The sequence below is a fragment of the Paenibacillus terrae HPL-003 genome, from assembly GCF_000235585.1.
GTDB lineage: Bacteria > Bacillota > Bacilli > Paenibacillales > Paenibacillaceae > Paenibacillus > Paenibacillus terrae_B.
This window is the reverse complement of the sequence record NC_016641.1, coordinates 3,624,084-3,647,274: the sequence shown is the minus strand read 5'-3', so window position 1 is coordinate 3,647,274 and position 23,191 is coordinate 3,624,084. Positions and strand designations below refer to the sequence as shown.

The 23,191-nt window shown below is 46.5% G+C and carries 23 protein-coding genes, 1 other RNA gene and 1 pseudogene; 10 read left to right on the top strand and 15 right to left on the bottom strand.

Going from position 1 to position 23,191, the window contains the following annotated elements; translation table 11 throughout:
- Positions 1 to 38 precede the first annotated feature (38 nt).
- Together gltC and HPL003_RS16625 are read right to left on the bottom strand one after the other, a co-directional pair.
- Positions 39 to 968 (bottom strand): glutamate biosynthesis transcriptional regulator GltC, encoded by a 930-nt coding sequence (gene gltC / locus HPL003_RS16630; protein ID WP_014280860.1) that lies wholly within the window; start codon positions 966 to 968, stop codon positions 39 to 41.
- A 98-nt stretch (positions 969 to 1,066) separates the two neighbouring features.
- Positions 1,067 to 1,690 carry a rhomboid family intramembrane serine protease gene (locus tag HPL003_RS16625; protein WP_014280859.1) on the bottom strand — a complete coding sequence of 208 codons (624 nt, stop codon included), beginning with the start codon at positions 1,688 to 1,690 and terminating at the stop codon, positions 1,067 to 1,069.
- 119 nt (positions 1,691 to 1,809) lie between these two features.
- Between HPL003_RS16625 and tpx the strand changes: the two genes are divergently transcribed.
- Positions 1,810 to 2,328: a thiol peroxidase gene (tpx, locus tag HPL003_RS16620; RefSeq protein WP_014280858.1), complete on the top strand. Its 519-nt coding sequence runs from the start codon at positions 1,810 to 1,812 to the stop codon at positions 2,326 to 2,328.
- Positions 2,329 to 2,437: 109 nt separating this feature from the next.
- Here tpx and HPL003_RS16615 read toward each other — a convergent pair whose 3' ends face one another.
- The 4 genes from HPL003_RS16615 to cshA form a co-directional block, all read right to left on the bottom strand.
- Positions 2,438 to 2,830, bottom strand: coding sequence for a DUF1499 domain-containing protein (locus tag HPL003_RS16615; RefSeq protein WP_014280857.1), 393 nt, complete (start codon positions 2,828 to 2,830; stop codon positions 2,438 to 2,440).
- Between the two features lie 213 nt (positions 2,831 to 3,043).
- Positions 3,044 to 3,237: non-coding RNA, 6S RNA (ssrS, locus tag HPL003_RS27655), on the bottom strand.
- 52 nt (positions 3,238 to 3,289) lie between these two features.
- Complete coding sequence (locus HPL003_RS16610) at positions 3,290 to 4,057, bottom strand: YesL family protein (RefSeq protein WP_014280856.1); 768 nt, start codon at positions 4,055 to 4,057, stop codon at positions 3,290 to 3,292.
- 220 nt (positions 4,058 to 4,277) lie between these two features.
- On the bottom strand, positions 4,278 to 5,867 hold the full coding sequence (cshA, locus tag HPL003_RS16605; protein WP_014280855.1) for a degradosome RNA helicase CshA: 1,590 nt from the start codon (positions 5,865 to 5,867) through the stop codon (positions 4,278 to 4,280).
- 325 nt (positions 5,868 to 6,192) lie between these two features.
- On the opposite strand from cshA, the gene HPL003_RS16600 reads away from it, so the two are divergent.
- From HPL003_RS16600 to HPL003_RS16585, 4 genes are all read left to right on the top strand, one after another.
- A complete protein-coding gene (locus HPL003_RS16600) occupies positions 6,193 to 7,014 on the top strand; it encodes a YitT family protein (protein ID WP_014280854.1) in 822 nt (273 codons plus the stop codon).
- A gap of 171 nt (positions 7,015 to 7,185) precedes the next feature.
- Positions 7,186 to 7,374, top strand: coding sequence for a hypothetical protein (locus tag HPL003_RS16595; protein WP_081473793.1), 189 nt, complete (start codon positions 7,186 to 7,188; stop codon positions 7,372 to 7,374).
- A gap of 217 nt (positions 7,375 to 7,591) precedes the next feature.
- The gene (locus HPL003_RS16590) at positions 7,592 to 8,770 is read left to right on the top strand and encodes a putative glycoside hydrolase (protein WP_014280852.1); all 1,179 of its coding nucleotides are present in this window, start codon (positions 7,592 to 7,594) and stop codon (positions 8,768 to 8,770) included.
- A 196-nt stretch (positions 8,771 to 8,966) separates the two neighbouring features.
- Entirely contained in the window at positions 8,967 to 10,337 is a 1,371-nt protein-coding gene (locus HPL003_RS16585) for an MATE family efflux transporter (RefSeq protein WP_014280851.1), read from the top strand.
- A gap of 12 nt (positions 10,338 to 10,349) precedes the next feature.
- On the opposite strand, the gene HPL003_RS16580 is transcribed toward HPL003_RS16585, so the two are convergent.
- The 5 genes from HPL003_RS16580 to HPL003_RS16560 form a co-directional block, all read right to left on the bottom strand.
- On the bottom strand, positions 10,350 to 10,553 hold the full coding sequence (locus HPL003_RS16580) for a DUF3906 family protein (protein ID WP_014280850.1): 204 nt from the start codon (positions 10,551 to 10,553) through the stop codon (positions 10,350 to 10,352).
- A gap of 118 nt (positions 10,554 to 10,671) precedes the next feature.
- The gene (gene pfkA, locus HPL003_RS16575) at positions 10,672 to 11,643 is read right to left on the bottom strand and encodes a 6-phosphofructokinase (RefSeq protein WP_014280849.1); all 972 of its coding nucleotides are present in this window, start codon (positions 11,641 to 11,643) and stop codon (positions 10,672 to 10,674) included.
- A gap of 23 nt (positions 11,644 to 11,666) precedes the next feature.
- Complete coding sequence (locus HPL003_RS16570) at positions 11,667 to 12,746, bottom strand: tetraprenyl-beta-curcumene synthase family protein (protein ID WP_014280848.1); 1,080 nt, start codon at positions 12,744 to 12,746, stop codon at positions 11,667 to 11,669.
- Between the two features lie 238 nt (positions 12,747 to 12,984).
- The gene (locus tag HPL003_RS16565) at positions 12,985 to 14,400 is read right to left on the bottom strand and encodes an MATE family efflux transporter (protein WP_014280847.1); all 1,416 of its coding nucleotides are present in this window, start codon (positions 14,398 to 14,400) and stop codon (positions 12,985 to 12,987) included.
- A gap of 206 nt (positions 14,401 to 14,606) precedes the next feature.
- Positions 14,607 to 14,804 (bottom strand): cold shock domain-containing protein, encoded by a 198-nt coding sequence (locus HPL003_RS16560; RefSeq protein WP_010348936.1) that lies wholly within the window; start codon positions 14,802 to 14,804, stop codon positions 14,607 to 14,609.
- Between the two features lie 173 nt (positions 14,805 to 14,977).
- On the opposite strand from HPL003_RS16560, the gene HPL003_RS16555 reads away from it, so the two are divergent.
- The 5 genes from HPL003_RS16555 to HPL003_RS16535 all read left to right on the top strand — a co-directional run bounded on the left by HPL003_RS16555 (position 14,978) and on the right by HPL003_RS16535 (position 18,934).
- Positions 14,978 to 15,211 carry a hypothetical protein gene (locus tag HPL003_RS16555; RefSeq protein ID WP_013309704.1) on the top strand — a complete coding sequence of 78 codons (234 nt, stop codon included), beginning with the start codon at positions 14,978 to 14,980 and terminating at the stop codon, positions 15,209 to 15,211.
- Positions 15,212 to 15,218: 7 nt separating this feature from the next.
- Positions 15,219 to 15,407 (top strand): hypothetical protein, encoded by a 189-nt coding sequence (locus tag HPL003_RS29860; RefSeq protein WP_025686450.1) that lies wholly within the window; start codon positions 15,219 to 15,221, stop codon positions 15,405 to 15,407.
- 199 nt (positions 15,408 to 15,606) lie between these two features.
- Entirely contained in the window at positions 15,607 to 17,403 is a 1,797-nt protein-coding gene (pepF, locus tag HPL003_RS16545) for an oligoendopeptidase F (RefSeq protein ID WP_014280844.1), read from the top strand.
- Positions 17,404 to 17,459: 56 nt separating this feature from the next.
- Entirely contained in the window at positions 17,460 to 17,882 is a 423-nt protein-coding gene (locus HPL003_RS16540; protein ID WP_014280843.1) for a LapA family protein, read from the top strand.
- 14 nt (positions 17,883 to 17,896) lie between these two features.
- Complete coding sequence (locus HPL003_RS16535; RefSeq protein WP_014280842.1) at positions 17,897 to 18,934, top strand: M42 family metallopeptidase; 1,038 nt, start codon at positions 17,897 to 17,899, stop codon at positions 18,932 to 18,934.
- Positions 18,935 to 19,024: 90 nt separating this feature from the next.
- On the opposite strand, the gene HPL003_RS16530 is transcribed toward HPL003_RS16535, so the two are convergent.
- From HPL003_RS16530 to HPL003_RS16515, 4 genes and pseudogenes are all read right to left on the bottom strand, one after another.
- Positions 19,025 to 19,309 carry a LysR family transcriptional regulator gene (locus HPL003_RS16530; protein ID WP_014280841.1) on the bottom strand — a complete coding sequence of 95 codons (285 nt, stop codon included), beginning with the start codon at positions 19,307 to 19,309 and terminating at the stop codon, positions 19,025 to 19,027.
- Positions 19,310 to 19,608: 299 nt separating this feature from the next.
- Positions 19,609 to 21,555 carry an ABC-F family ATP-binding cassette domain-containing protein gene (locus tag HPL003_RS16525; RefSeq protein ID WP_014280840.1) on the bottom strand — a complete coding sequence of 649 codons (1,947 nt, stop codon included), beginning with the start codon at positions 21,553 to 21,555 and terminating at the stop codon, positions 19,609 to 19,611.
- Positions 21,556 to 21,675: 120 nt separating this feature from the next.
- Positions 21,676 to 22,261 (bottom strand): annotated as a pseudogene (locus HPL003_RS16520) (TetR/AcrR family transcriptional regulator).
- Between the two features lie 17 nt (positions 22,262 to 22,278).
- Positions 22,279 to 23,085 carry a DUF92 domain-containing protein gene (locus HPL003_RS16515; protein WP_014280839.1) on the bottom strand — a complete coding sequence of 269 codons (807 nt, stop codon included), beginning with the start codon at positions 23,083 to 23,085 and terminating at the stop codon, positions 22,279 to 22,281.
- Between the last annotated feature and the right edge of the window lie 106 nt (positions 23,086 to 23,191).

Genomic DNA, 23,191 nt, shown 5'->3' with positions numbered 1-23,191 from the left:
TTTTATATTTTATCCAATTCCCTATACTCACCTGTCCGTTAGTCCGCTTTAGCACTTCCATCCGTCACAGTGCCGCTACCTTGAAGACCAAAATATTGCAACAAAAAAGTGCGGAACGATTTGGCAACCAACGGAAGCTTGTCATCTCTACGGTGAATTAAGCCAATGGTTCGCGTCACTTCGGGGTCAACAATCGACACTCTCGCGGGTTGGAGCGGATTGGTTTGGAACAACGCCATTTCCGGCAAAAGGCTGACCCCCATGCCTGCGGCAACTAATCCGCGGATCGTATCCGTCTCCTCGCCTTCAAAAGCGATGTCCGGCGTAAATCCAGCCTCCAGACAAGCCTGCCAGACAATCGGACGCAAGGAGTAACCGTCTCTGAACAGAATGAACTTTTCTCCCTTAAGCTGATCCAGCGTGATGTGCCCGGCTGAAGCCAAAGGGTGGTTAGGAGGCAGGACCGCAAACAGTTCCTCGGTCAACACCACATCTCCCTCGACATGATCATGACGATCTGGAAAAGGGGATACAAAAGCCAAATCCACCTCACCCGCTAACACATCACGGATCAAACTTGGGTACATCCCCTGTTTGAATCTGAATTTAACATTCGGATACCGTTTACGAAATTCAGCTACAACCGTAGGAATAAGATGAATGCCCAAACTGTGTGGGAAGCCTATACGAATTTCTCCACCCTCCGGGTCTAAAAACTCATGGACCTCCAGAACAGCCCGCTCCAAATCCTTTATAATCGTTTCAACCCGCTTGCAAAATAACTGCCCCACTGGTGTAAGCTGCAAGTTTCGGCCCTTTTGCATAAAAAGGTTCACACCCAGCTCCTCTTCAAGCTGATGAATTTGCCGACTGACCGCAGATTGCGCCACATGCAGCTCCTCGGCCGCCTGAGTGACATGTTCCTTTTGCGCTACCTTCATGAAGTATTGCAACTGTCGTAGTTCCACTCCGTTATTCGCTCCAATCTGTTTTTCAACATCAGGAAGAAGAGGTTAGATGAACCTCTCCCTCTTTCTTGCTCTGCTGACTTACGGTAAAGCTGCCTTTAGTGACGTTTACGTTGGCCAGTCAATCTGATCATCAATCCATACAGGAAAAACCCGCTGAGCAGTCCTCCAAAATGGGCGGTCCAGTTAATATTCGCCACAGCAAACGAAAACAGGATACCAAAGCCGAGTAGCGTGTACAGTGTTTTGCGTGAAGCCTCATCCATAAGCGTCCGCTGGAACAGGGCAACGTACAGAAATGCACCGTAGATGCCATATATCGCTCCTGAGGCCCCTACAGAGACCGTGGTTTCCGCTGCCATGTTGTAATGCGCAATGGACATTACGTTTCCTACAATGCCTGTAGCGAGGTACAACAGCGCGTATCGAAAGGACCCTAGCAGACGTTCCAGCGGCGGAGCAAATACGAGAATCGCAAAGGAATTAAAGAAAAGATGATCAAATCCCGCGTGTAAAAACATAGCTGACACATACCGCCATAACTGGGCGGTAAAGGGCTCCTCATTGATCAAGGCTCCATACCGGATCAGCGTTAAACTATTTTCCGATCCACCATGAACAGTCAGCACAATAAACATCACGATATTGATAAGCAGAATCAAACAGGTTACCGGGTAAAAACGCAAATAACTTTTCCAGTTCTCATAACGTAAAAAAATCAAGGCAATCCTTCCTTCGTGGGTGTCTCCACCTTATTCAAATTGGACAATGTCTTTTATAAAAGATTATAATAGATTTCAGCACCGATAACCAATGCTAAAAACCAAGGAGGCTATTACATATGGCACAAGAACGTAAAGAAGTTGCTACTTTTAAAGGCAATCCTTTGACTCTCGTGGGCCCTGAACTGAAAGTTGGAGATCAGGCACCTGATTTTAAATTGCAAAAAAATCTGCTGGAAGCTGCTACACTTCAAGACTTTGCAGGTAAAGTCAAGCTAATCAGCGTTGTTCCTTCTCTTGATACAGGCGTGTGTGACGCACAAACCCGTCGTTTTAATCAAGAAGCGGATTCTCTTGGGGATCAAGTCGTGATACTAACTGTCAGCGTGGATCTGCCGTTCGCCCAAGCTCGTTGGTGCGGCGCTGCGGGCATTGACCGTGTATTGACACTATCCGATTACAAAGACCATTCCTTTGGTGAAGCCTACGGCGTGTTCATTAAGGAATTCCATCTGGATCATCGCGCTATTTTCGTTATTGATCAAAACGATAAAATCGCTTATGTAGAATACTTAAGCGAAATGTCCGAGCATCCTGACTATGAGCAGGCGATTGCAGCGGTGAAGAAGCTCGTTTAATTCATGCCACTTACGTTGATGTGATTCGAATATTAAAAAAGCGAGTGAAGGGCTGCCTTCCTCGCTTTTTTTACGTTTGTCTGCCACTTTGCTGCTCACACGTCTGCAATCACTGTACAACCTTATGAGCGGACAGCTTCTTGTCAATCACAGCGAACAACTGCAAAATAATGCGATAATTTGCACCCATGTCCCCCAGCGATCCACGTGAAGCGGAATAAATATCCACAGCGCTTCGAACTGGCGAGACGGACAATATAGAAACGGTAATGTCCACAGTTCTGCCGAATGCCGTTCGCTTCTCAAGCGTAATTTCACCTACGGATGGCACCTCATGCAGCACCTTGTAGCCAGGAATCTTTTTTAAAACGGACGATACCTCTTCCCAGGCCTTGTCTCTCGATAAGTTATAATAACGTGTCTTCATATGGGGGTCTTTGACCCGGTCGCTTGTACCTTCTTGGCTGCGCACAATCCCCACCAGAGTCCTCTTCAACGACAAGACATTTCCTCCTTCATGATAATCGTTGCTGAATACAGCACATCGATTTCCCTTTGCTGCAAGCGCTTTATAAAAACGTTAAAACAACAAAGTGAACCCGATCATACCTGCGGTATGCGACCCTAGTACCTTATTTCTTATTTTAGCATTGTTACATACAAAAAACACCTTGTTTCTGCACGGAGCAGTATCAGGGTGTGTTGATTACATTATAGAGTACCCGCCGATGCCGTCCGACCATAGCGTCTTCTGAACCTGCTTTAGCAGGTGGGTGACCGCAGGACAAACTTTTGAAGTCCCCTTGTCAGAATTGACAGGGCTTTTCAGCTGTCCACCCGTATTGATCTCCCTAGACATTGTCATTGGTTCAAAACAACAAATGACCGTAACGTGCATCGCAGGATGTGACCTTATTATAGCGCTTCTGACTCGGAAAGTAAATGCTAGGAGAAATCTGTTTTATTTTTGGAGGTTATCACTTTTCTTGTCTTCCGTGCTTGTTGTCTCTTCGTCTTTTTGTTTCATTTTTTCCATCTGATCCTGCATTTTGAGGAACGTTCCATAAAAATTAAAGAAAGCGAACCAGGCTACCACACTACCAATGAAGAACAAAAACAGCACAGGGTATTTGACCCCAATAAAGATAACAACCGCGCTGCCGAGCATGGTAGAAAATACACGGAATGGTCGAATGAGCGTCAGCAAGACCGCATTTTTGATCAGTTGTCCGATGGACATATGATAATGAGCAACCATCGAGAAAAAGTTAAACATGGATACGAGCAAAATAATCATGAGAATAAGCATGATAATCCCTACAATTTGCAAATTGCTGAGCTGCGTCATATACACGGTATAATCCACATACATAATGACAAACAGCAGCGTGTAAAAGATGCCTCCGATCAGGCTCTGCTTGTAGTTTTCCTTGTATCCTTTAAAAAAGGTACGAAACACACCTGTATCTGTATCGCCCATTACCCATTTGCGAACGACGCTAAACATGGCCGATGTGGCCGGGAATAAAGTAAGCGGTGCCAAAATAGCCATCGCCCAGTTCATTTGTAAAGATTCATTAGCCAAGTTCTGGTTCATCACAAGTAGTTTGAGTATGAGACAGAACACAAAAGGCGACGAGCATAACACCCATAACAAATTGGTAGCCGCCAGTCGGGTAATCCATTCAGTCAGGCGATAAATACCACCCATAGCTCCTTTAAACTCCAATGTTAGTCTCTCCCTCCGCAAGCCCTGCAGTTCCACGGCTCATGTTGCTGTGCCTGTAAATTCCGGCTGTTGACTATATCATACCGTATTTCATCCCCAATGCGCCAGTGAAATCAATACTTCAGCCGTCGAAGCAGGTTGCTAAGAATTTTATACTTTTTGATCTCGTAACAAAAAACCGAAGCGAGAACTCACTTCGGCTTTCCTGTTATCTCAATTCTTATTCAGAAGAGGAATCTTCGCGTCTTGCAGGACGACGAGTTTCTCCGCTACTGCTTGGACGTGGTCTGCGATCTCCGCTATTGCGGCTCGCGGAATCACGGTTGTAGCTACCGCCTTCTTTGCTGCCACGGTTGTAGCCGCCATATCCACCTTTGCTGCCACTACCACTGCCGCCAGTACGGTTGGAGTTATAACCACCGTTACTGCGTCCGCTGTAGTTAGACGGCTTGCGTCCGCCGGAACGAACATCCGGTTTACGACGTTTTGCACGAATTGGATCTTCCGGAGTCAGCTCAATAGACGCTTCTCTTTTCTCGCCAGTCATCAGCTTCAGAGCTGCGGAAAGAAGTTGTACGGAGTCATACTGCTCCAGCATTTGAATAGCCAAGCCTTTGTATTCGTTCAGCTCACCGCTTTCTACAGCCTCCAGGAGACGTTCTGCGATGATGCGTTGTTTGCCTTCCAAAGCTTCAGCCAAGGTTGGAAGCGGCTTACGCGCAATACGGTGACGAGTTACACGTTCAATGAAATGCAGATGATCAATTTCACGAGGTGTTACGAAAGACCATGCTTCCCCTTCTTTACCTGCACGTCCAGTACGTCCAATACGGTGAACATAGCTTTCTGGATCTTGTGGAAGGTCAAAGTTTACAACGTGAGATACACCGGAAACGTCCAAACCACGGGCAGCTACATCAGTTGCTACGAGCACGTCAATGCTTCCGTCGCGGAATTTGCGCATTACAGCATCACGTTGGTTCTGAGACAAGTCACCATGCAAACCGTCTGCGGAATATCCACGTTTTTGCAGAGCTTCAGCCAGCTCGTCTACCCGACGCTTGGTGCGACCAAATACGATAGCGAGTTCTGGAGATTCCATGTCGATCAAACGGCTCAAAGCTTCGAATTTTTGACGTTCAGGAACTTCAATGTAGGCCTGATCAATCAGTGGAGCGCTAACTTGTTTAGGGATAACTGAAACATGCTCAGGGTTTTTAAGGAATTGTTCAGCCAGTCTTTTGATATTAGGAGGCATCGTAGCCGAGAAAAGCATCGTTTGACGCTCATCCGGAACCTGCTTCAGAATGGATTGGATATCTTCCATAAAGCCCATATCCAACATTTCATCCGCTTCATCCAAAACGACGGTGTTTACGTCTTCCAGCTTGATAGTTTTGCGGTTAATATGGTCGAGCAAGCGACCTGGTGTACCAATGATAATCTGAGGTTTCTTTTTCAAAGCGCGAATCTGGCGCACGATATCTTGGCCGCCATAGATCGGCAGGGTGCGAAGACCTTTGAAGCGGGACAGCTTTTCGATTTCTTCAGCTACCTGAATGGCAAGCTCACGTGTAGGAGCCATAATCAGTGCTCTGATTTTGTCGTCGTTTCTAGAGATTTTGCTAATCAACGGAATACCAAAAGCTGCGGTTTTACCTGTACCTGTTTGGGCTTGGCCAATCATGTCTCTTCCTTGCAGCGCAAGAGGAATGGATTGGGATTGAATTGGTGTCGCTTCTTCAAAACCAAGCTCCGTAATCGCCTCAAGTACTTTCGGTTCAAGATTAAATTCTGCAAATGTCGTCAAATTTATTCAAACTCCTTCATAATGGTGGATGTGGTGGACAATCCACAATGTTGTCTGTATTCTTAAGTAGCGATATTATTGTATAGGTTTTCCCAATACAGTAACAGTTTATTTAGGCCTATAACTGCATCATTCTGTATAAACTCGGGTAACCTTATCCGATACATCTTAAACGAATTTATCCTTTTTAAAACAGTTTAAATTTTAAGTGTTTCTCTGGACAGAAGGTCCCTACTCAAGAATATCCACATCGCATTATAGCACAAAACAATTCATGAATACCAGCAAGTTGCTTTCCGTATATTTTAAATGAGGTGAAAAAACGTTGTTAAAAATAGTGTTAAACTGTTTTGCTGTCATTTTGGGAGCCGCTGCTATAGCAAGCGGTTTTAATCTGTTTCTCGTGCCCCACCACCTGTTGAGCGGCGGAGTAGCAGGGCTTTCCATGTTAATCGGCTACTTTACAAAATTCGATATCAGTGTGATGTATTTTGTCCTGAACATCCCGATGCTTATTGCTGGCTGGTTTATTTTGGGCAAACGATTTATTAGTATGAGCATTTTGTCTGTTGTCGCCACAACATGGATTTTGGCCTGGATTCCGGTGCAACCTCTCGTTAAAGATCCGCTGCTTGCCTCCGTTTTTGGTGGAGTGCTGATTGGCCTTGGAGCAGGGATCTCCTTTCGTGTGGGAGGGTCTACTGGCGGCTTTGACATTATCGGCTCCATTGTCACCCGTTACCGCGATTTCCCTGTCGGGACTGTACTTGTCGGTTTGAATGGACTGGTTATTCTGGCAGCGGGATATCTGAATCAAGACTGGAACATTGCCCTTGCATCCATGTTATCCATTTTTGTGACCGGCAAGGTATTGGATCAGATTTATGTAAGTCACACCAAAATAACCGTCTACATCATTACTGGGCATACCGAGAAACTGCTCAGCCGAATGCTGACGACGCCACGTGGAGTCAGTAAAATTAAAATTGAAGGTGCATTTTCGCATACTGAAAAGGATATGCTGATGACAGTTACAACACGCTATGAGCTGGCAGAACTCAAACGCATTATTAAGCAAGTGGACCCCTCTGCATTCGTTAATATCGTGGAAACGGTAGGGGTCATGGGCTCTTTCCGCCGAAGATAAGCATGTACCCAAGTGTCAAAATGTAGTTTCTGTGGTACACTATACGTGCGCTGTTCCCATATATATAAAGACCAGCTTTACCTGCTATTTCACAGGCACTTTGCTTTTCCGATTCGTACCGAATGATTCTTATGGAATGATTCCGAGCAGGAAAGGGTGATTTTTGTGGAAATGGAAACGGTAAAACTGTCCGACATTGTCTTGAGATGGTATCCAGAAATGCTCCCGTTTCTCAAAAAGAATGAGCTGGACTCGATGATTGTACTTCGGGACGGGATGGCCATTCTCAAGCCCACGGATGCGCTCGAAATAATTCAGTACAGTATTTGTGAGCATCAGGACAATAGTTATCTTCATTAAATCTCTCCATCAAGTGCCGCTTCTTCCAGTTGCAGTCCGCAGCCGCGAAGAATGCGGCATTATTTATGCCATTTTACGGATTCAATAAACATGGGTTGGGTTAATCATGTAAGACTGCGCCTGATGAGTCCAGTATTGGTTACAACCGTGTTGTTTTTTGATACATCACTTTACGTATAATCAGGTAAGCGACATACATAAGGGAGAGAGTTTGGAAATGAATATGATTTGGGCAATTATGCTATTGGCAATGGGAATAGGCGGAAACGGGGATCAGTCAGCCAACGCCCCAAATGTAAAGGATACGGTGGCAACGACAATCAGCAGCGCGATGATTCAGGCCCAGCAAAGTAATGTGAAGGTGGATGCCTCCAATCCTCCGGTTAAAATTGACCCCCAGCCATCGACTCCTGCTATCAAGGGCATTTATGTCACGGCTTATAGCGCAGGTGGTTCGCGTATGACCCAACTGCTTGAACTGCTCGACAAGACAGAGCTCAACTCCATGGTTATTGATATTAAGGATGATGCAGGTTACATCACCTATCCAACGACCAATCCCGAGCTGTTGAAATTGGGTAAGCCGCAAAAGTTTATTCGGGATATCTCCAGTTTGATGGAGCGATTGAAAAAGCATAACGTTTACCCGATTGCCCGTATTGTTGTATTTAAAGATACGGTATTAGCCAACAAAAATCCCGAGATGTCCTTCCGTAATCCTGACGGCTCTGTCTGGAAAAACGGCAAGGGGGATGGCTTCGTTAATCCCTACAATAAAGAGGTTTGGGGTTATAATATTGCTATCGCCAGGGAGGCGGCAAAGCTGGGCTTCAAGGAAATTCAGTTTGACTATGTACGTTTCCCTGAAGGCTTTGAGAAAAGAGCCGACAAGCTGAAATATACCAAATCCAATCAATCACGTGTAGATGCGGTCGCTGAGTTCGTGCAATATGCCCGTAAAGAGCTTGCTCCACTGGGTGTGCGGGTATCGGTAGATATTTTCGGGTATGCCGCATCTGTTCCCGCTGCGGAAGGAATCGGACAGGATTTCGCCAAAATTTCCGAAAACGTGGATGTCATTTCTCCTATGATCTATCCAAGTCACTATACAACAGGCTGGTTTGGTGTAAAGGACCCTGACAAAAATCCGTACCAGACCATTAAGGGTTCGATGGCGGATACGCACAAAAAGCTTGACCCAACTGGCAAGCTGAAACCGATCATTCGTCCATGGATTCAGGATTTTACCGCAAGCTGGTTGGGAAGCGGTCATTATGCCAAATATGGTAAAACCCAAGTCGAGGATCAAATTCGAGCGCTCAAGGACATGAAAGTGGATGAATATTTACTCTGGAATGCTACAAACCGCTATACGAGCGGAGTAACGTACAAATAATCCATGTATCCCGGTCTTATCATTACTTTTAAGGAATACACCAAATCATTTAGAGGTTTCCAAGGCTGCCCCATTCGTTGGATCATGGGTGCAGTCTTTTTTGTTGCTGTTCAAATACTGCCACATCCCTTACAATAAATACTTGACATGTTATGATATATACGTTTGATAACTCCAAGTAAGTGAGGACATAAAAATGCATTTGACTCTAACTAACAGTCAGAAATGGAAGCAGCTTTTTAAGATTTTACTCCCTATTCTGGTAACACAGCTTGCACTATCTGCGATGACTTTTTTTGATACTAATATGTCAGGACACTTTTCTTCTGCCGATTTGGCTGGTGTAGCCATCGGAGTGAGTTTGTGGGTACCCGTGCAAACAGGCCTCAACGGAATACTTATGGCCATCACCCCTATTGTATCGCAATTGGTTGGAGCACAACGCAAGGATAAGGTTTCTTACTATGTCATTCAGGCGCTGTGGCTCTCACTCACTCTATCCATAATTGTTCTGATTGCAGGTATTTTTCTCGTTAAGCCCATTCTTCACGGAATGAATCTGGAGTTCAGGGTTCATAATGTGGCATTGTACTACCTTTGCGCGATGGCCTTCGGCATTGCCCCGCTCTTTGCCTATACGGTCCTTCGGAGCTTTATGGATGCGCTGGGACAAACCCGGTTTACAATGACCATCACGCTGATATCGTTGCCCATCAATGTCTTGTTGAACTACTTACTTATTTATGGAAACTGGGGTTTTCCCCGGCTGGGAGGTGTGGGCTCCGGAGTGGCAACTGCCGCCACGTACTGGATTGTTATGCTTGTCGCTGGCATCACCGCACATCGGGGAAAGATATTTGCCGAATACGGGGTTTTCAGCAAGATGTACGGCATCGCTGCTAGCGCTTGGAAAGAGCTTATCAAAATCGGCGTACCTATCGGCTTTGCAATCTTTTTCGAGACCGCTGTCTTCGCAGCTGTTACCCTCTTCATGAGCAGTTATAATACGGCAACAATTGCGGCTCATCAGGCCGCTATGAACTTTGCGACCACGCTGTACATGATTCCACTCAGTATTTGTATGGCGCTCACGATTCTGGTCGGGTATGAGACAGGGGCAGGACGGTCGCGGGATGCAAAAATATACAGCGTAATGGGGATCAGCAGTGCGATTGGTCTATCATTGATCACGGCTGTTGTGCTTGTGATCTGGGGCGAACAGGTCGCCCGGCTGTACTCGACCGATCCACAGGTTATTCAGCTAGCGCAACATTTCCTGCTCTATGCGATTTTCTTTCAAATATCCGACGCTATCGCTACACCTACTCAAGGAGCACTGCGTGGATATAAGGATGTCAATTCGGCCTTTCTGATTACGTTCCTGGCCTATTGGGTTATCGGGCTTCCTGTAGGATATATTATCGCACGATGGACATCATTTGGCCCCTACGGCTACTGGATTGGCTTGATTACAGGTTTGGCCGCGGGAGCAGTTTCACTTCTCTTTCGCCTATTGGTTGTACAACGACGTTTTGCCGAAAAAAAACGACACGCAGAGGCTGTTTAGCCTTTGCGTGTATCAGCGTGTTTCCATGACGTAGGCAGTACCCGAAGTTATTCTTTTTTTCTCCACAATAGCTACTTCGTTCAGCTTCGGAGGATACAGAAAATGCCTCTCCACATGCTGATCCACGGCCTGAAATGCCTGCTCCTCATTTTCCGCAACGAGAATTACAGTTAAGGCTCCTTCCGAGCTGTCCACTTCGATTTTGAACAAATACATGGTTCATTTCCTCCATACCTGCTTTAAATGTTAAAAAATAAGCGGATGACTGGGGTCATCCGCATGAGTTTAAAAATTCCTGGATGTAAAACAATTGGTTACATAAAACAGCTATTCATTACTGGGACAAGCGCAAGGCCAGCTCGTAAAGCTCCATATTGAATTCTTTTTTCGTATTTACGACCTTGTCAATATCTGTGGCTACCAGCTTGCCATCAATCGTTCCACAAGCCTTGTCAGATACGCCCTCAATCAATTGACGAACAGCAAAGTCACCCAAACGGCTCGCCAGATTACGGTCAAATGCAGTTGGTGTCCCTCCACGCTGGATATGTCCAAGCACCGTAACACGCGGCTCATAGTCCGGACAGTTTTCTTGGATTACCTGTGCTACGGTTTCACCTTTACCTGCACCTTCAGCAACAATAATGATACTATGGCGTTTGCCGTGCTTAAAGTTTTGCTTCATCCGATCAGATACTTCATTCAGGTCAAACTCTACCTCGGGTACCAAAATCGTTTCCGCGCCGGAAGCCAGACCTGCATGCAAAGCAATATCGCCGCAATGACGTCCCATAACTTCTACGATAGAAGAACGTTCGTGGGATGACATCGTATCACGCAGCTTGTTGATGGCGTCCACTACGATACTAACCGCCGTGTCAAAACCAATCGTATAGTCGGTGAAGGAAATGTCATTGTCAATCGTACCCGGAAGACACATGGTTTTAATTCCTTGCTTGGTCAGTTTGTTAGCCCCTTGATAGGAACCGTCGCCACCGATCACGACTACACCATCAATTCCGCGGTTACGCAAAATTTCAGCGCCACGCTTCTGTCCTTCCTCGGTCGTAAATTCCTTGCATCTTGCAGATTGAAGTACAGTACCCCCACGTTGGATAATATCTCCAACACTTCTCAAATCCATCGGGAAAATATCATCATTCAGCAGGCCTTGATATCCGCGCTGAACCCCGAATACTTCAAGTCCAAAATACAAGCCGCTACGCACAACGGCGCGAACTGCGGCATTCATCCCCTGTGAATCTCCACCACTCGTTAATACTGCGATTTTCTTAATTGCTGTCATGATTTATGACCTCCTCAAAATGTTCATAAAAGCCTTCTTATCCATCGACTGTTTAAGAAGAAAAACAAACGCATGAGCGGACTGTTTTTCATTAAACGTTTCGAAACCGCGCGCACTTCCTGCTGCTCGCTAACTTTAGGGTCGGATAAATATAACGCCAGCAATCCCTCGATAATCATCCGGTGAAAGGAGCTGGCAGGGACATCTGCAACATCAACCCGCGCCCGATTCACAACGTAGGCGATCCGGTTCAGCATCATGTCGGTATCTTCATAGTAATTGCAGAAGTTAAGATCTCCGCCCTTCCGGTCTTCGTCTTGATCGATTAGATAATCCAGCAAAATATGAAGACTGCACACATGTGGAAAATACGATGCATGTATTGAGGCAGCCCCTGCATCCGTGAGATGCCGGTCGCTGGCAGCAAGAAACAGCATAAAGACCCCCAGGGTTGAACCGGTAGCCGCAGCAAATTCGTTCCAGCGCAGCTCCGGTGTACGGCCCTTATGAACCGACCACCAATCCAATAGCGCTTGTTCGCGCAATTCGGGTTTAATATGCTTGTAAACTTGCAAATCCGTGTATAATCCCGCCAGATCCTGAACGTAAGGCATTGCCGCCTCATAGCCCGGAAGCCTGCTTACACAAGACTGACAGGTTGTCACCAGCCCGGTCAAATAACCGCCATCCTCCTGCTCACGACGCAAAGCGTAATAATTGACTGGCTTGGCTGCCGGGTCAACCGCATCCAGCATAGACTGATGCAACAACCTGAAATCATCCGGGTCCATGGACGTGCTGCGATCACACAGGTTGTCCAGATAATCGCTAATCGTCTGGTACGCCACAATAAGCGGAATTAACGTCTGCCGGGCAGACATATTCCCTGCGGCATAAACCGCCCCGCCCACACAGTGAAACGTCTTTTCTGCTATGCTTGCAAGTGCCTGACTTCTCAGCTCGGGATCCGGAATCTGTTCAGCCTTGTGTTTCCAATTTCCCAACTCCTGCTTCGTTTCAGGGAGAATGTGCTTGTACATTCGGCTCATTAGACCTATGGGGCCTCTCGGAACTTGATAACGTCCTTGCTCAACATAACTCAAATGACGGTGCCTCCACATTGTTGTCTACGTAATTATACCTATCCAAACCATACTCATTATAATATGATCGTCCTTTTAGCACAAATGAACAACCTCACTTTTTCTTTAATATTTAAGAAAAACGATCCATTTTCATAAAAAATCTTTATACCTGCCCTGATCAAATGTACAAATATTGAAATTAAACAAAATTTACCCTGATTAAATTATTAATTTCAAAATAGGTTAAAAGCCCTGCCTATCCCTCATCCTCTACAGGCTTCAAGCCTTGAAAGGCATCCCCCATGCTGGATTGCTTCCATTTTCCAAAAGCATAATAGAAAATGACCGCCACTCCCGAGATGGCAAAGCCGACAGGAAAGCTCCACCATACAGCATCCAGACCATATTCATCAACGAACGCATAGGCCAGAGGAATACGAATGCACCATAATGAAATGATGGTAATTAAAAGTGGCACGACAACGGAACCCGTAGATCGCACAACCCCTGTAATGACATTTGTAATACCGAATATGACAAAAGACCACAACGTAATCAGATTAATCCGCATCCCCAGTTCCAAAGCCCCGCCGCTAGAAGGAAGGAACATCAGCAAGGCCTCCCGGTTGAAGATATAAATCAATACTACTAATCCACCAGTCAGTACAAAATTGTACACAATTCCAATCCATGTGATCTTGTGCACCCGATCCCAACGCCCAGCCCCGATATTTTGTGCCGCAAAGGAAGACACAGCAGCACCCAGCGCCATGGCTGGCATCTGCACATAACTGGATAAGTTATTTGCTGCAGTATAAGCCGCAGCCGCCACTGTCCCGTATCCGTTAATCAGGTTCATCAACGCAATTGCACTGGAGGAGACAGCAATCATTTGCAGACCCATAGGCACTCCCTTACGGATTAAGGTCCAAATAATTTCCCAATCGAATCTCAGCAAATGAAGCTCTGAATATGTAATACGCAAAAAGTATTTTACACGGTAAAGATAAATGAGAATCAGCACGAAGCTGACCCCTTGAGCGATCAGTGTAGCTGCTGCAGAACCCCCGATGCCCATCGCGGGTATAGGTCCCCATCCAAATATTAACAGCGGATTGAGCAGCACATCCAGTACGACAGAAACGAGTAGAAAGTAAAATGGTGTTTTGGAATCCCCCGCCCCTCTCATCACGGTCATAATATAGTTATAACCGTACAAAAAAGGCATGCCTGCAAAAATAATACGTGTATATGTGATTGCCATATCCACAGATTCAGCAGGTGTGTTCAGCACATGAAGAATCCAGGGAGATCCAAAAAATCCGATAATGCCCACAGCCAAAGCAAGTATAAGAAAAAAGACTGCACTTGTGCCTACTATACGCTTGGTTTCAGCGACATCTCCCGCACCAATCTTCTGTCCGATCATGATAGTGGCAGCCATGGTGACGCCAAAGATGGCGCTGATGAGAAAAAACATAATAATGTTTCCGTTGGAAGCGGCGGTCAATGCAGCCTCGCCCAGAAACTTGCCGACCCAGATCGAATTGATCGTTCCATTCAGCGACTGTATCACGTTTCCGAACAGCATCGGCAAGGAGAATAAAAACAGTGTTTTGGCAATTGGACCTTCGGTCAAGGAAGGTTTACGACTCGCCTCTGCTGCACTCATTTTATCAACTCCTTCAATAATAACTAATGTTTTGTTTTCATTACGATATAATACCCTATTCCAGCTCAGCCTTCTCATATCATAAACTTTTTTACGCAAAAAAGCGCAGTCCCTTAAATTTAAGGAACTGCGCTCTCAATTCATCGTTTAACCGTAATATATAAGACATCCGCATGCACGGAACAGTTCTTACAATTCAGTTACACTTACAGTTTATTTACGTTAGCTGCTTGGGGTCCACGGTTACCTTCAGTGATTTCGAATTCAACCGCTTGACCTTCTTCCAAAGTCTTGAAGCCGTCGCCTTGGATTGCGGAGAAATGTACGAATACGTCCTCGCCACCATCCACTTGGATGAAGCCATAACCTTTTTCTGCGTTAAACCATTTTACTGTACCTTTCAAGTGAACAACCTCCTAAAAATACCGCCATCTATGGCGAATATCCATATTATACTGCATGCTTTTTCACAATGCAATTGATGTTTTGAGAGCTTTTACAGGCTGGAATGATTTGCTTTTGCGGCGGAAACTGCGGTATCATGAACCAAAACATCTTTAAAATCGGAGACATGCATATGATGAAAAAACACGAAATATACAAAAAAGACAATTGGAACATGATGACTGTCGAGGTGCAGGGCCGTTACATCGTTCTACGGGAAATATCCGATGACTGGGGCGAAGAAGCCCACACTTTTTTGAGCCGTCCGGCGCTGATGCATTGGGCTCAAAATCGGTTTCCCAAGCAGTCCTTTCAAGATAATGAGGAAGAATGGCAGCGGATCATGAACGCTTTCAAACAGGTATAGCGTATTCATGGTGTCCAATAGCTTTCTCATCTTCATTATTCTGGCCTTTACGCTGGGCGGAGTGCTGATCATGAAACGTGATACGTTACCGGCTCCTCTCAAAAAGTGGATGGCCCTCACTGCCGTAATCATGGTTTGCTTTGCCTTTTATCTTATTGTATACAGCTTATTAAATATAGGTTCCGACCCAAGGTAAGGAAAATTATACTTTTGGGCGCAAGAGGTCATACTATGGCATAACAAGCCATGGTATAAGGAGGATATGCCGTTACATGCATGCCACAAAACCTCTTGCTCTGCTGCTCACGGTCAGCGTGGCGGTTTCTTCGTTTTGGCAGCCGCCCCGTACCGCCGCAGCCCCACCCCACATTTCGTTCGATCAGAGGAGGCTCTCCATGAGTGAAATCGTAAAACGCGCAGATGCGCCTGCGGAAAATACCTGGAAGCTTGAAGATCTGTTTCCAGACCGCAAAGCATGGGATCAAGAGTACGAAGAAGTTAAACAACTAGCCAAAAAGGCTACACAATTCCAAGGCAAGCTGAATTCAGCCGAAGTGATTGTCAATTGCTTTAAGCTGGAAGATGAACTATCGCTCAAAACCGAGCGCGTATACGTGTACGCGCATCTACATCATGACGAGGATACGGCTGAACCTACATATCAGGGCCTTTCACAAAAAGCCAAAAAATTAGGCGTTGAGGTCAGTGAAGCCCTGTCTTTCGTGACACCTGAAATTTTGGCGTTGCCCGATAAACAGCTCGATGCATTGATTGAAGATGCGAAGCTGGCAGATTATCGCTTTACGCTCCAGGAAATGAAACGGGAGAAAGCGCATATTTTGGGTAAGTCGGAAGAAGCTCTGCTCGCACAGGTCGGTAACCTGGCTCAGGCACCACAAACCATTTTCAGTATGCTGAACAATGCCGATATGAAATTTCCTAAAATCAAGGATGAAAACGGCAAAGAGGTTGAGCTAACACACGGCAGCTATATTCAATTTCTCGAAAGTCCGCACTGTGAAGTTCGTGAGCGTGCTTTTAAAGCGGTCTATGATACGTATGCCAAAAATAAAAATACGATTGCTTCCACACTGAGTGCCAATGTGAACAAAAATGTTTTTTATTCACGTGTTCGCAAGTACCCTTCCGTACTGGAAATGTCGTTATACGGTGACAATATTCCGAAGGAAGTGTATACCAATCTGATTGATACAATTCACGAGAGCTTGCCTTTGCTGCACCGTTATATCAAGCTTCGCAAAAAGCTGCTGGGCGTGAATGAGCTTCATATGTATGACCTGTTCGCTCCGCTTGTGGACGAATACAAGCTCAGCATTTCGTTTGAAGATGCTAAAAAGCAAACGAAGGAAGGTCTAAAGCCGCTGGGCAAGGACTATCTGGCTTCGTTGCAAAAAGGCTACGATGATCGCTGGATTGATGTGTACGAAAATGAAAATAAACGTACAGGCGCATACAGCTGGGGTGCTTATGGCACTCACCCTTATGTGCTGCTGAACCATAAAGATAACCTGAACAGCATGTTTACGCTCGCTCATGAGATGGGACACGCGCTGCATTCGTATTACTCGGATAATGCGTTGAAGTATCGTGATGCCCAGTACACCATTTTCCTGGCTGAAGTAGCATCGACAACGAATGAAGCGTTGCTGATGGACTACTTGCTGAAAAAGTCTACCGATCCAAAAGAGAAAATGTACCTCCTTACCTACTATGCGGACCAATTCCGCACGACGGTATTCCGCCAAACGATGTTTGCGGAGTTTGAGAAAATCGTACATGAACGCGCAGAACAGGGAGAGTCCCTTACACCGCAGCTTCTTTCAGAGATTTATTATGATCTGAATGTGAAATATCACGGCCCTGGCATGAAAGTAGACAAAGACATTGAAATGGAATGGGCGCGTATCCCCCATTTTTACAACAGCTTTTATGTCTACAAATATGCTACAGGCTTCTCTGCAGCAACCAGCTTCTCGAAACAGATTCTGGAAGAAGGCCAGCCAGCTGTTGACCGTTATGTAGGATTCCTGAAGAGCGGCGGCAGCGATTATTCGATTAATATTTTGAAAAAGGCCGGCGTGGATATGTCCTCTCCACAACCGATTCGCGAAGCGATGAGCGTATTCGAGGAAGTTATTACGGAAATGGAAAAGCTGACCGCAGGTAAGTAAAACAATACACGATTAGAATCCAGCATTGAAACGATGCACGGATAAATCCCTTGTCCATGACGGGCAAGGGATTTTATAATGTAGCGGAAGGAGGTGGCATTTTGAAAACACAATGGTCTTTGATCGCAGCTCTTGTTATCGCTTTGTTAACGGCTGTATTCGCTGTCATTAACGTGAAATCGGTCCAAGTAAATCTTCTATTTCGTACGGTCAACGTTCCTTTGATTTTACTTATTCTTGGCTGCACTCTTCTTGGAGGGCTTATCGTCGGTTCCTTCGGTATTTTCCGTCAATATAAGCTTCAGAGAGAAATCAAACGTCTGACCACCCAGCTTCATACACTGCAAGAAGAGCATACACCCGTTGTGGAAGCATATGCGGATACGGCCTATGGCAAGACTGGTTCGTCCAGCGCGGTGTCTACATCCGACAAGGTAGCAGAGCAAACGTCCTCTGACCCTGACTGGTTGTCCAAATGAGGAGGAGCAACAACATGATGATTCACCTGAATGAGAATTATATAATGACCTTTCTGAATCAACTATTGAATACCGCCAGTCCCAGCGGCTACACACATCATGTGATGGAACTAATCCGTAAGGAAGCCGTAAGCCTTGGGATGCCCATAGAATGGAACGCCAAAGGCGGTGCCATCTTGACCCTGGAGGGCCATGAAAAAGACCGCACAGTTGCGCTGAGCGCGCATGTGGATACATTGGGCGCAATGATACGCTCGATTACCAGTCACGGTACCTTGCGGCTGACATCTGTCGGCGGTTTCATGATGAACAGCATCGAGAACGAATACTGCCTTATTCATACCAGAAACGGACAAACGTATACAGGCACGATTCTGTCGAGCCATCCGTCTGTTCATGTCTATGATGATGCACGTAGCTTTGAACGCAAGGAAAGTCATATGGAGGTGCGGATCGACGAGCTTGTCGAATCCAAAGAAGATGTGCTCCAGCTCGGCATTGCGGTAGGCGATTTTATTTCGTTCGACGCCCGTCCGGTCGTGACACCCAGCGGCTTTATCAAATCGCGGCATCTGGATGATAAAGCCAGCGTGGCTGCGCTGTTTGGTTTATTGGAATCCGCTGTACGCGAAAACTGGAAGCCCCGTCATACCGTTAAGCTGCTTATTTCCAACTATGAGGAAGTCGGTCACGGAGCTGCTTACATCCCCGAAGGGGTCAACGAGATGATTGCCGTCGATATGGGTTGCATAGGCGAGGATCTGAGCTGCAAGGAGACAGATGTATCGATTTGTGCCAAGGATTCTTCCGGGCCTTATGATTATAATATGACGACTCGTCTGATTGAGCTGGCCAAAGAGCTGAATATCCCGTATGCCGTTGATATTTATCCGCACTATGGTTCTGACGCGTCGGCTGCGCTGAAAGCAGGCAACAATATCCGCGCTGCCCTGATCGGCCCTGGCGTACACGCCTCCCATGCGATGGAGCGTACGCACAAGCAGGCTGTGGTGAACACTGCCCGTCTGCTTGCCGCCTATGTGACGGTATAATCCGAATGACGACGACCGGCCTGTTCCACTGGAGAATAGGTCGGTGAAGGCTTAGCAATACGTGATTAGTCAAATATATTGACAATATCATCAGCATGCAGAAAGGGAATTCGCAGCTATGGATCTAAAAAACTGAACATCAACGTAAGCTTCACGTCTGGAAAACGCTCCCGGAATTAAGGCGTTAACCATCAGACTGCCAGATGCCGGATCAACAAAAGCGATGGATAAATGTCCGAATTTCCCCTGACTTGCAAGCTGTGTCATCTTAATGGATTTTTCCAATTGAGAAACCATATTTTTGAATTCTTCTAAAAAGATGGCTCCTGCGGACGTAAGTCGAACTTGTCTTTTGGTTCGTTCCAAAAGTTTCACGCCAAGCTCTTCCTCAATGCTATCTCGCTTACCCTCAAGCCGCCTTTTCCAAGTTTACGATATTCCATTTTGAATGCCTCCCTTCCATATAAATTTGATTTATAGCAAGCAAATTTTAATATTAGAAATATATAATAAACTACTTATTAATATGAAAAACATATCAATTTATTCATACATTTGCATGATACCGATGTACTGGAATAAATATAAAAAAGCAAGTCTCCAGTGCTTAACGGAGACTTGCTTTTTTAAGTAACGACAGAAAAACGATTCACGCAACATACTTGTTTCGTATTTTAAGATTTGCTTTGTTCAATTTGCTCGGCCAGCTCGTTCAGATAGGTCCAGCGCTCCATTTGATGCTCCAAATGCTGTTCGGCCTTTGTTTGCTCAGCCATAAGCTCCTGTAGTCGTACGGAATCATTGAAAGACTCTTCCATCTGTCGCTGGATGCTAGCCAACTTCTCTTCAGCCTGTTCGATCAATTCGTCAATTTGCTCATATTCCCGCTGTTCCTTAAAGGTGAATTTAAGCCTGGTTTTGGTTGTCTCCTTGACTGAATCCGAAGCATCCGCAGACTTAGACGTGGAAGACTGAGCAGAAGAAGTACCCGCTGAGACAGGCGGATTCGAAGTGGATTGAGCATTTTTACTGATCCATTCTGCATACTCGCTGTAATCGCCCACATGCACTCGTACCTGTCCTTCTCCTTCGAATGCCAGTACCTTGTCTACTGTCCGGTCCAAGAAATACCGGTCATGAGAAACGATAAAAACAACACCCGGAAATTCATCCAGATAGTCTTCCAGCACGGTTAGAGTCTGAATATCCAAATCATTCGTTGGTTCATCCAGTAACAGTACATTCGGTGCGGACATCAGCACACGCAGCAGGTACAAGCGCCGTTTCTCGCCCCCTGATAACCGGGAAATAACCGTCCATTGCGAGCTTGGCGCAAACAGAAACCGCTCCAGCATTTGTGCGGCTGTAATAGCCGAGCCATCTGCTGTCCGGATGACTTCTGCTTCTTCCTTAATATACTCGATGACCCGCAGCGATTCGTTCATTTCCTGATGTTCCTGGGTAAAATAACCGAGCTTCACGGTCGGTCCCAGTACCACGCTGCCTGAGTCTGGTTCTACGCGCTGTGCAATCATTTGGAGCAGGGTCGATTTTCCGCTACCGTTGGGACCCACAATCCCGACCCGGTCACCAGGCACAGCGATATAACTCAAATCCTGTATCAGCTTGCGGGAATCTACCGATTTGGACAGATGCTCCAGCTCCAGTATTTTTTTACCCAGACGTGTGGAGGCTACCGACATGTCTACAGACCCGGAACGGGCTTCCGGCTGTTGATCCTTAAGCTGCTCAAATCGGTCAATCCGCGCTTTCTGCTTGGTCGAACGGGCTTTTGCCCCCCGGCGAATCCAGGCTAGTTCATTGCGCAACAGGTTTTGCCGTTTCTGCTCCGAAGACGCTTCCCGTTCTTCGCGTTCCGCCTTTAGCTCCAAAAAACGGGTATAGTTGGCCTCATAGCGGAAAAGTCGACCATGATCCAGCTCCAGCATGACATTCGCCACTCTATCCAGAAAATAGCGATCATGCGTAATCATCAGCAACGCGCCGCGTCTTTTCTGCAAATACTGCTCCAGCCATTCCACCGACTCATTATCAATATGGTTGGTAGGCTCGTCCAGAATGAGCAGCTCACAGGGCTGGATCAAAGCTGCCGCCAAAGCAACCCGCTTGCGCTGTCCGCCTGAGAGCACGCCCATGCGTGCTTCAAACTGTGTGATACCCAGCCGGGTCAACACGTTTTTGGCCTCACTCTCCAGCTGCCATGCCTGGAGCGTATCCATCTGCTGGCTTGCCCGCAACAGGCGGTTTTGAAGCTCCTCGCTGCCCGGATTCAGCTCCAGCATCTCCATCGTTTCCGTATATTCGCGCACCGCCTTCATTTCAGGCTGGTTGCCATGGAAAATGTGCTGGAGTACCTTCACCTCGGGGTCAAACTCCGGATTTTGCGCCAAATATTGAATACGTACATCGTTGTTGACCGCAATATTACCATCATCCGGTGGCTCCAAGCCGGAAATCACACGTAAAAACGTGGATTTTCCGGTGCCGTTCACACCGACCACCCCTATTTTGTCACGTTCATCCATGCCAAAGGAGGCATCCTCAAACAGCATTTTTTCGCCATAGCTTTTCGTTATATGTTCAATGGTCATAATATTCATACGGATTCCCTACTCTTCCCCTATTTTGTGGTGCATCTTATTTATTTTAACACAGTCACACCAAATGATTAAAAAAACCGTAATCTGAACGAAGTCAGTACGGCTTCTGGCTTTACAATATCACAGTCTGCGTATCCCGCTCCCGGCTTTACAGCCGTGCATAAACAAGTTAGCCGCAAATTCAGCCGTCTGATCCACATCGTATTCACGGAAATCTTTATCCAGTAAAATGTCCATTTTCAGACGCTCCATCATGCCAATGAATGCCTTCGCATGAAGCTCGGGCTGCCTGCACCCCCTCCAAAGCCAGCTTGTTTTTAACCATATCGGTATAATCCTGAATAAATCCACGCATAAACTCCATTAAATCAGGGTCATTGTTCGGGGTCATAAAAAACAGCTTGGTATGCTGCTTGCGCTTGTAGTAGTAATGCAAGTGCAGACTTGCCATTCGCAGCAGTCCCTCCTCCAAAGCCCGGTTAGCCAATGCGCCCTGCATTTCAGCCAGGTATTGCTCGCAATCTCTGCGCGTGACCGCTGTAAACAGCTGTTCTTTGCTTTTGAAGTACAAATATACCGTGCCTTTGGCGACACCCGCCTGTCCTGCAATCTCGGAAATCTTGCTTTCATAAAAGCCTTTGGTGCCGAAGACTGTGTAAGCGGCGTCCAAAATGGCCTCATATTTATCTCCATGTATACCGCTCATCTTCGCACCTCCCTGTACTAGAGTATAAACAAAATTCCTGCCAGAGCGACCAGCCCCCCGAAAATCGAGCTGATGCTATTCACTCTATCATTGCTCATCCAACGCCAGCCCCGCACATAGACCGTCGGTTGTCCACAGTGCGAGTCTACCTCTACTTCCCGGCCGCAAACCGTGCAGGAACGCATCATTTGCACCGTAGCACCAAGATAGGAATCGGCAAAGGCCCCGGCACTACCAGATATCCCCCCGATCAGTGCCCACAGCCATAGCGGCAAGCCTGGCATTCCTATGGCGTATCCAAAAGCCCATGCGCCTATTCCAATCAGCACTCCTCCAGCCAAGGCCGCAGCTGTCCCCAGAACAGATACACCTCCCGAGGTTCCGGGTGCCAGCACCTTGCCATTCAGTATCGAGCGCGGCGGCTTGCGGCTCAGGCTGCCAAATTCCGTTGCCCACGTATCCGACGTGACTGTAGCCATGACGCCAACAAAAGCCAACTGCCAGGCAACATGAGGCCAGATCGCATAACCCAGGCATAACAGCATACCTAATCCCCCGTTGGCCCATACCTGACCAGCATCCCGATTTCCGGTTTTGGCATACGATTTTTCAAGCTCTGCCTTGCGCTCCTTTTTGAACCTCGACAGCAAGGTCGATGTAATAAAGAACAGGAGCAAGGTCCCGAACCAAAACAGGTCACCTGCACCATAATACACGGTTCCCATCAGCACAGCCGCCACAAAGCCCGATAAGGTTAAGGATTTTTTATAAAAAGCAGCTCCCGCCACTACAGCAGCGCCAAGCAATCCGATGATCCAATCCATGATATACCCCCACTTTGAAATGAATCTCTCGTTTTTCATTTTTCAGTTCGTATTTTATTGTACAACGCTCTACACTTATATAAAAGCCGCGTCCCATGCTACGGCA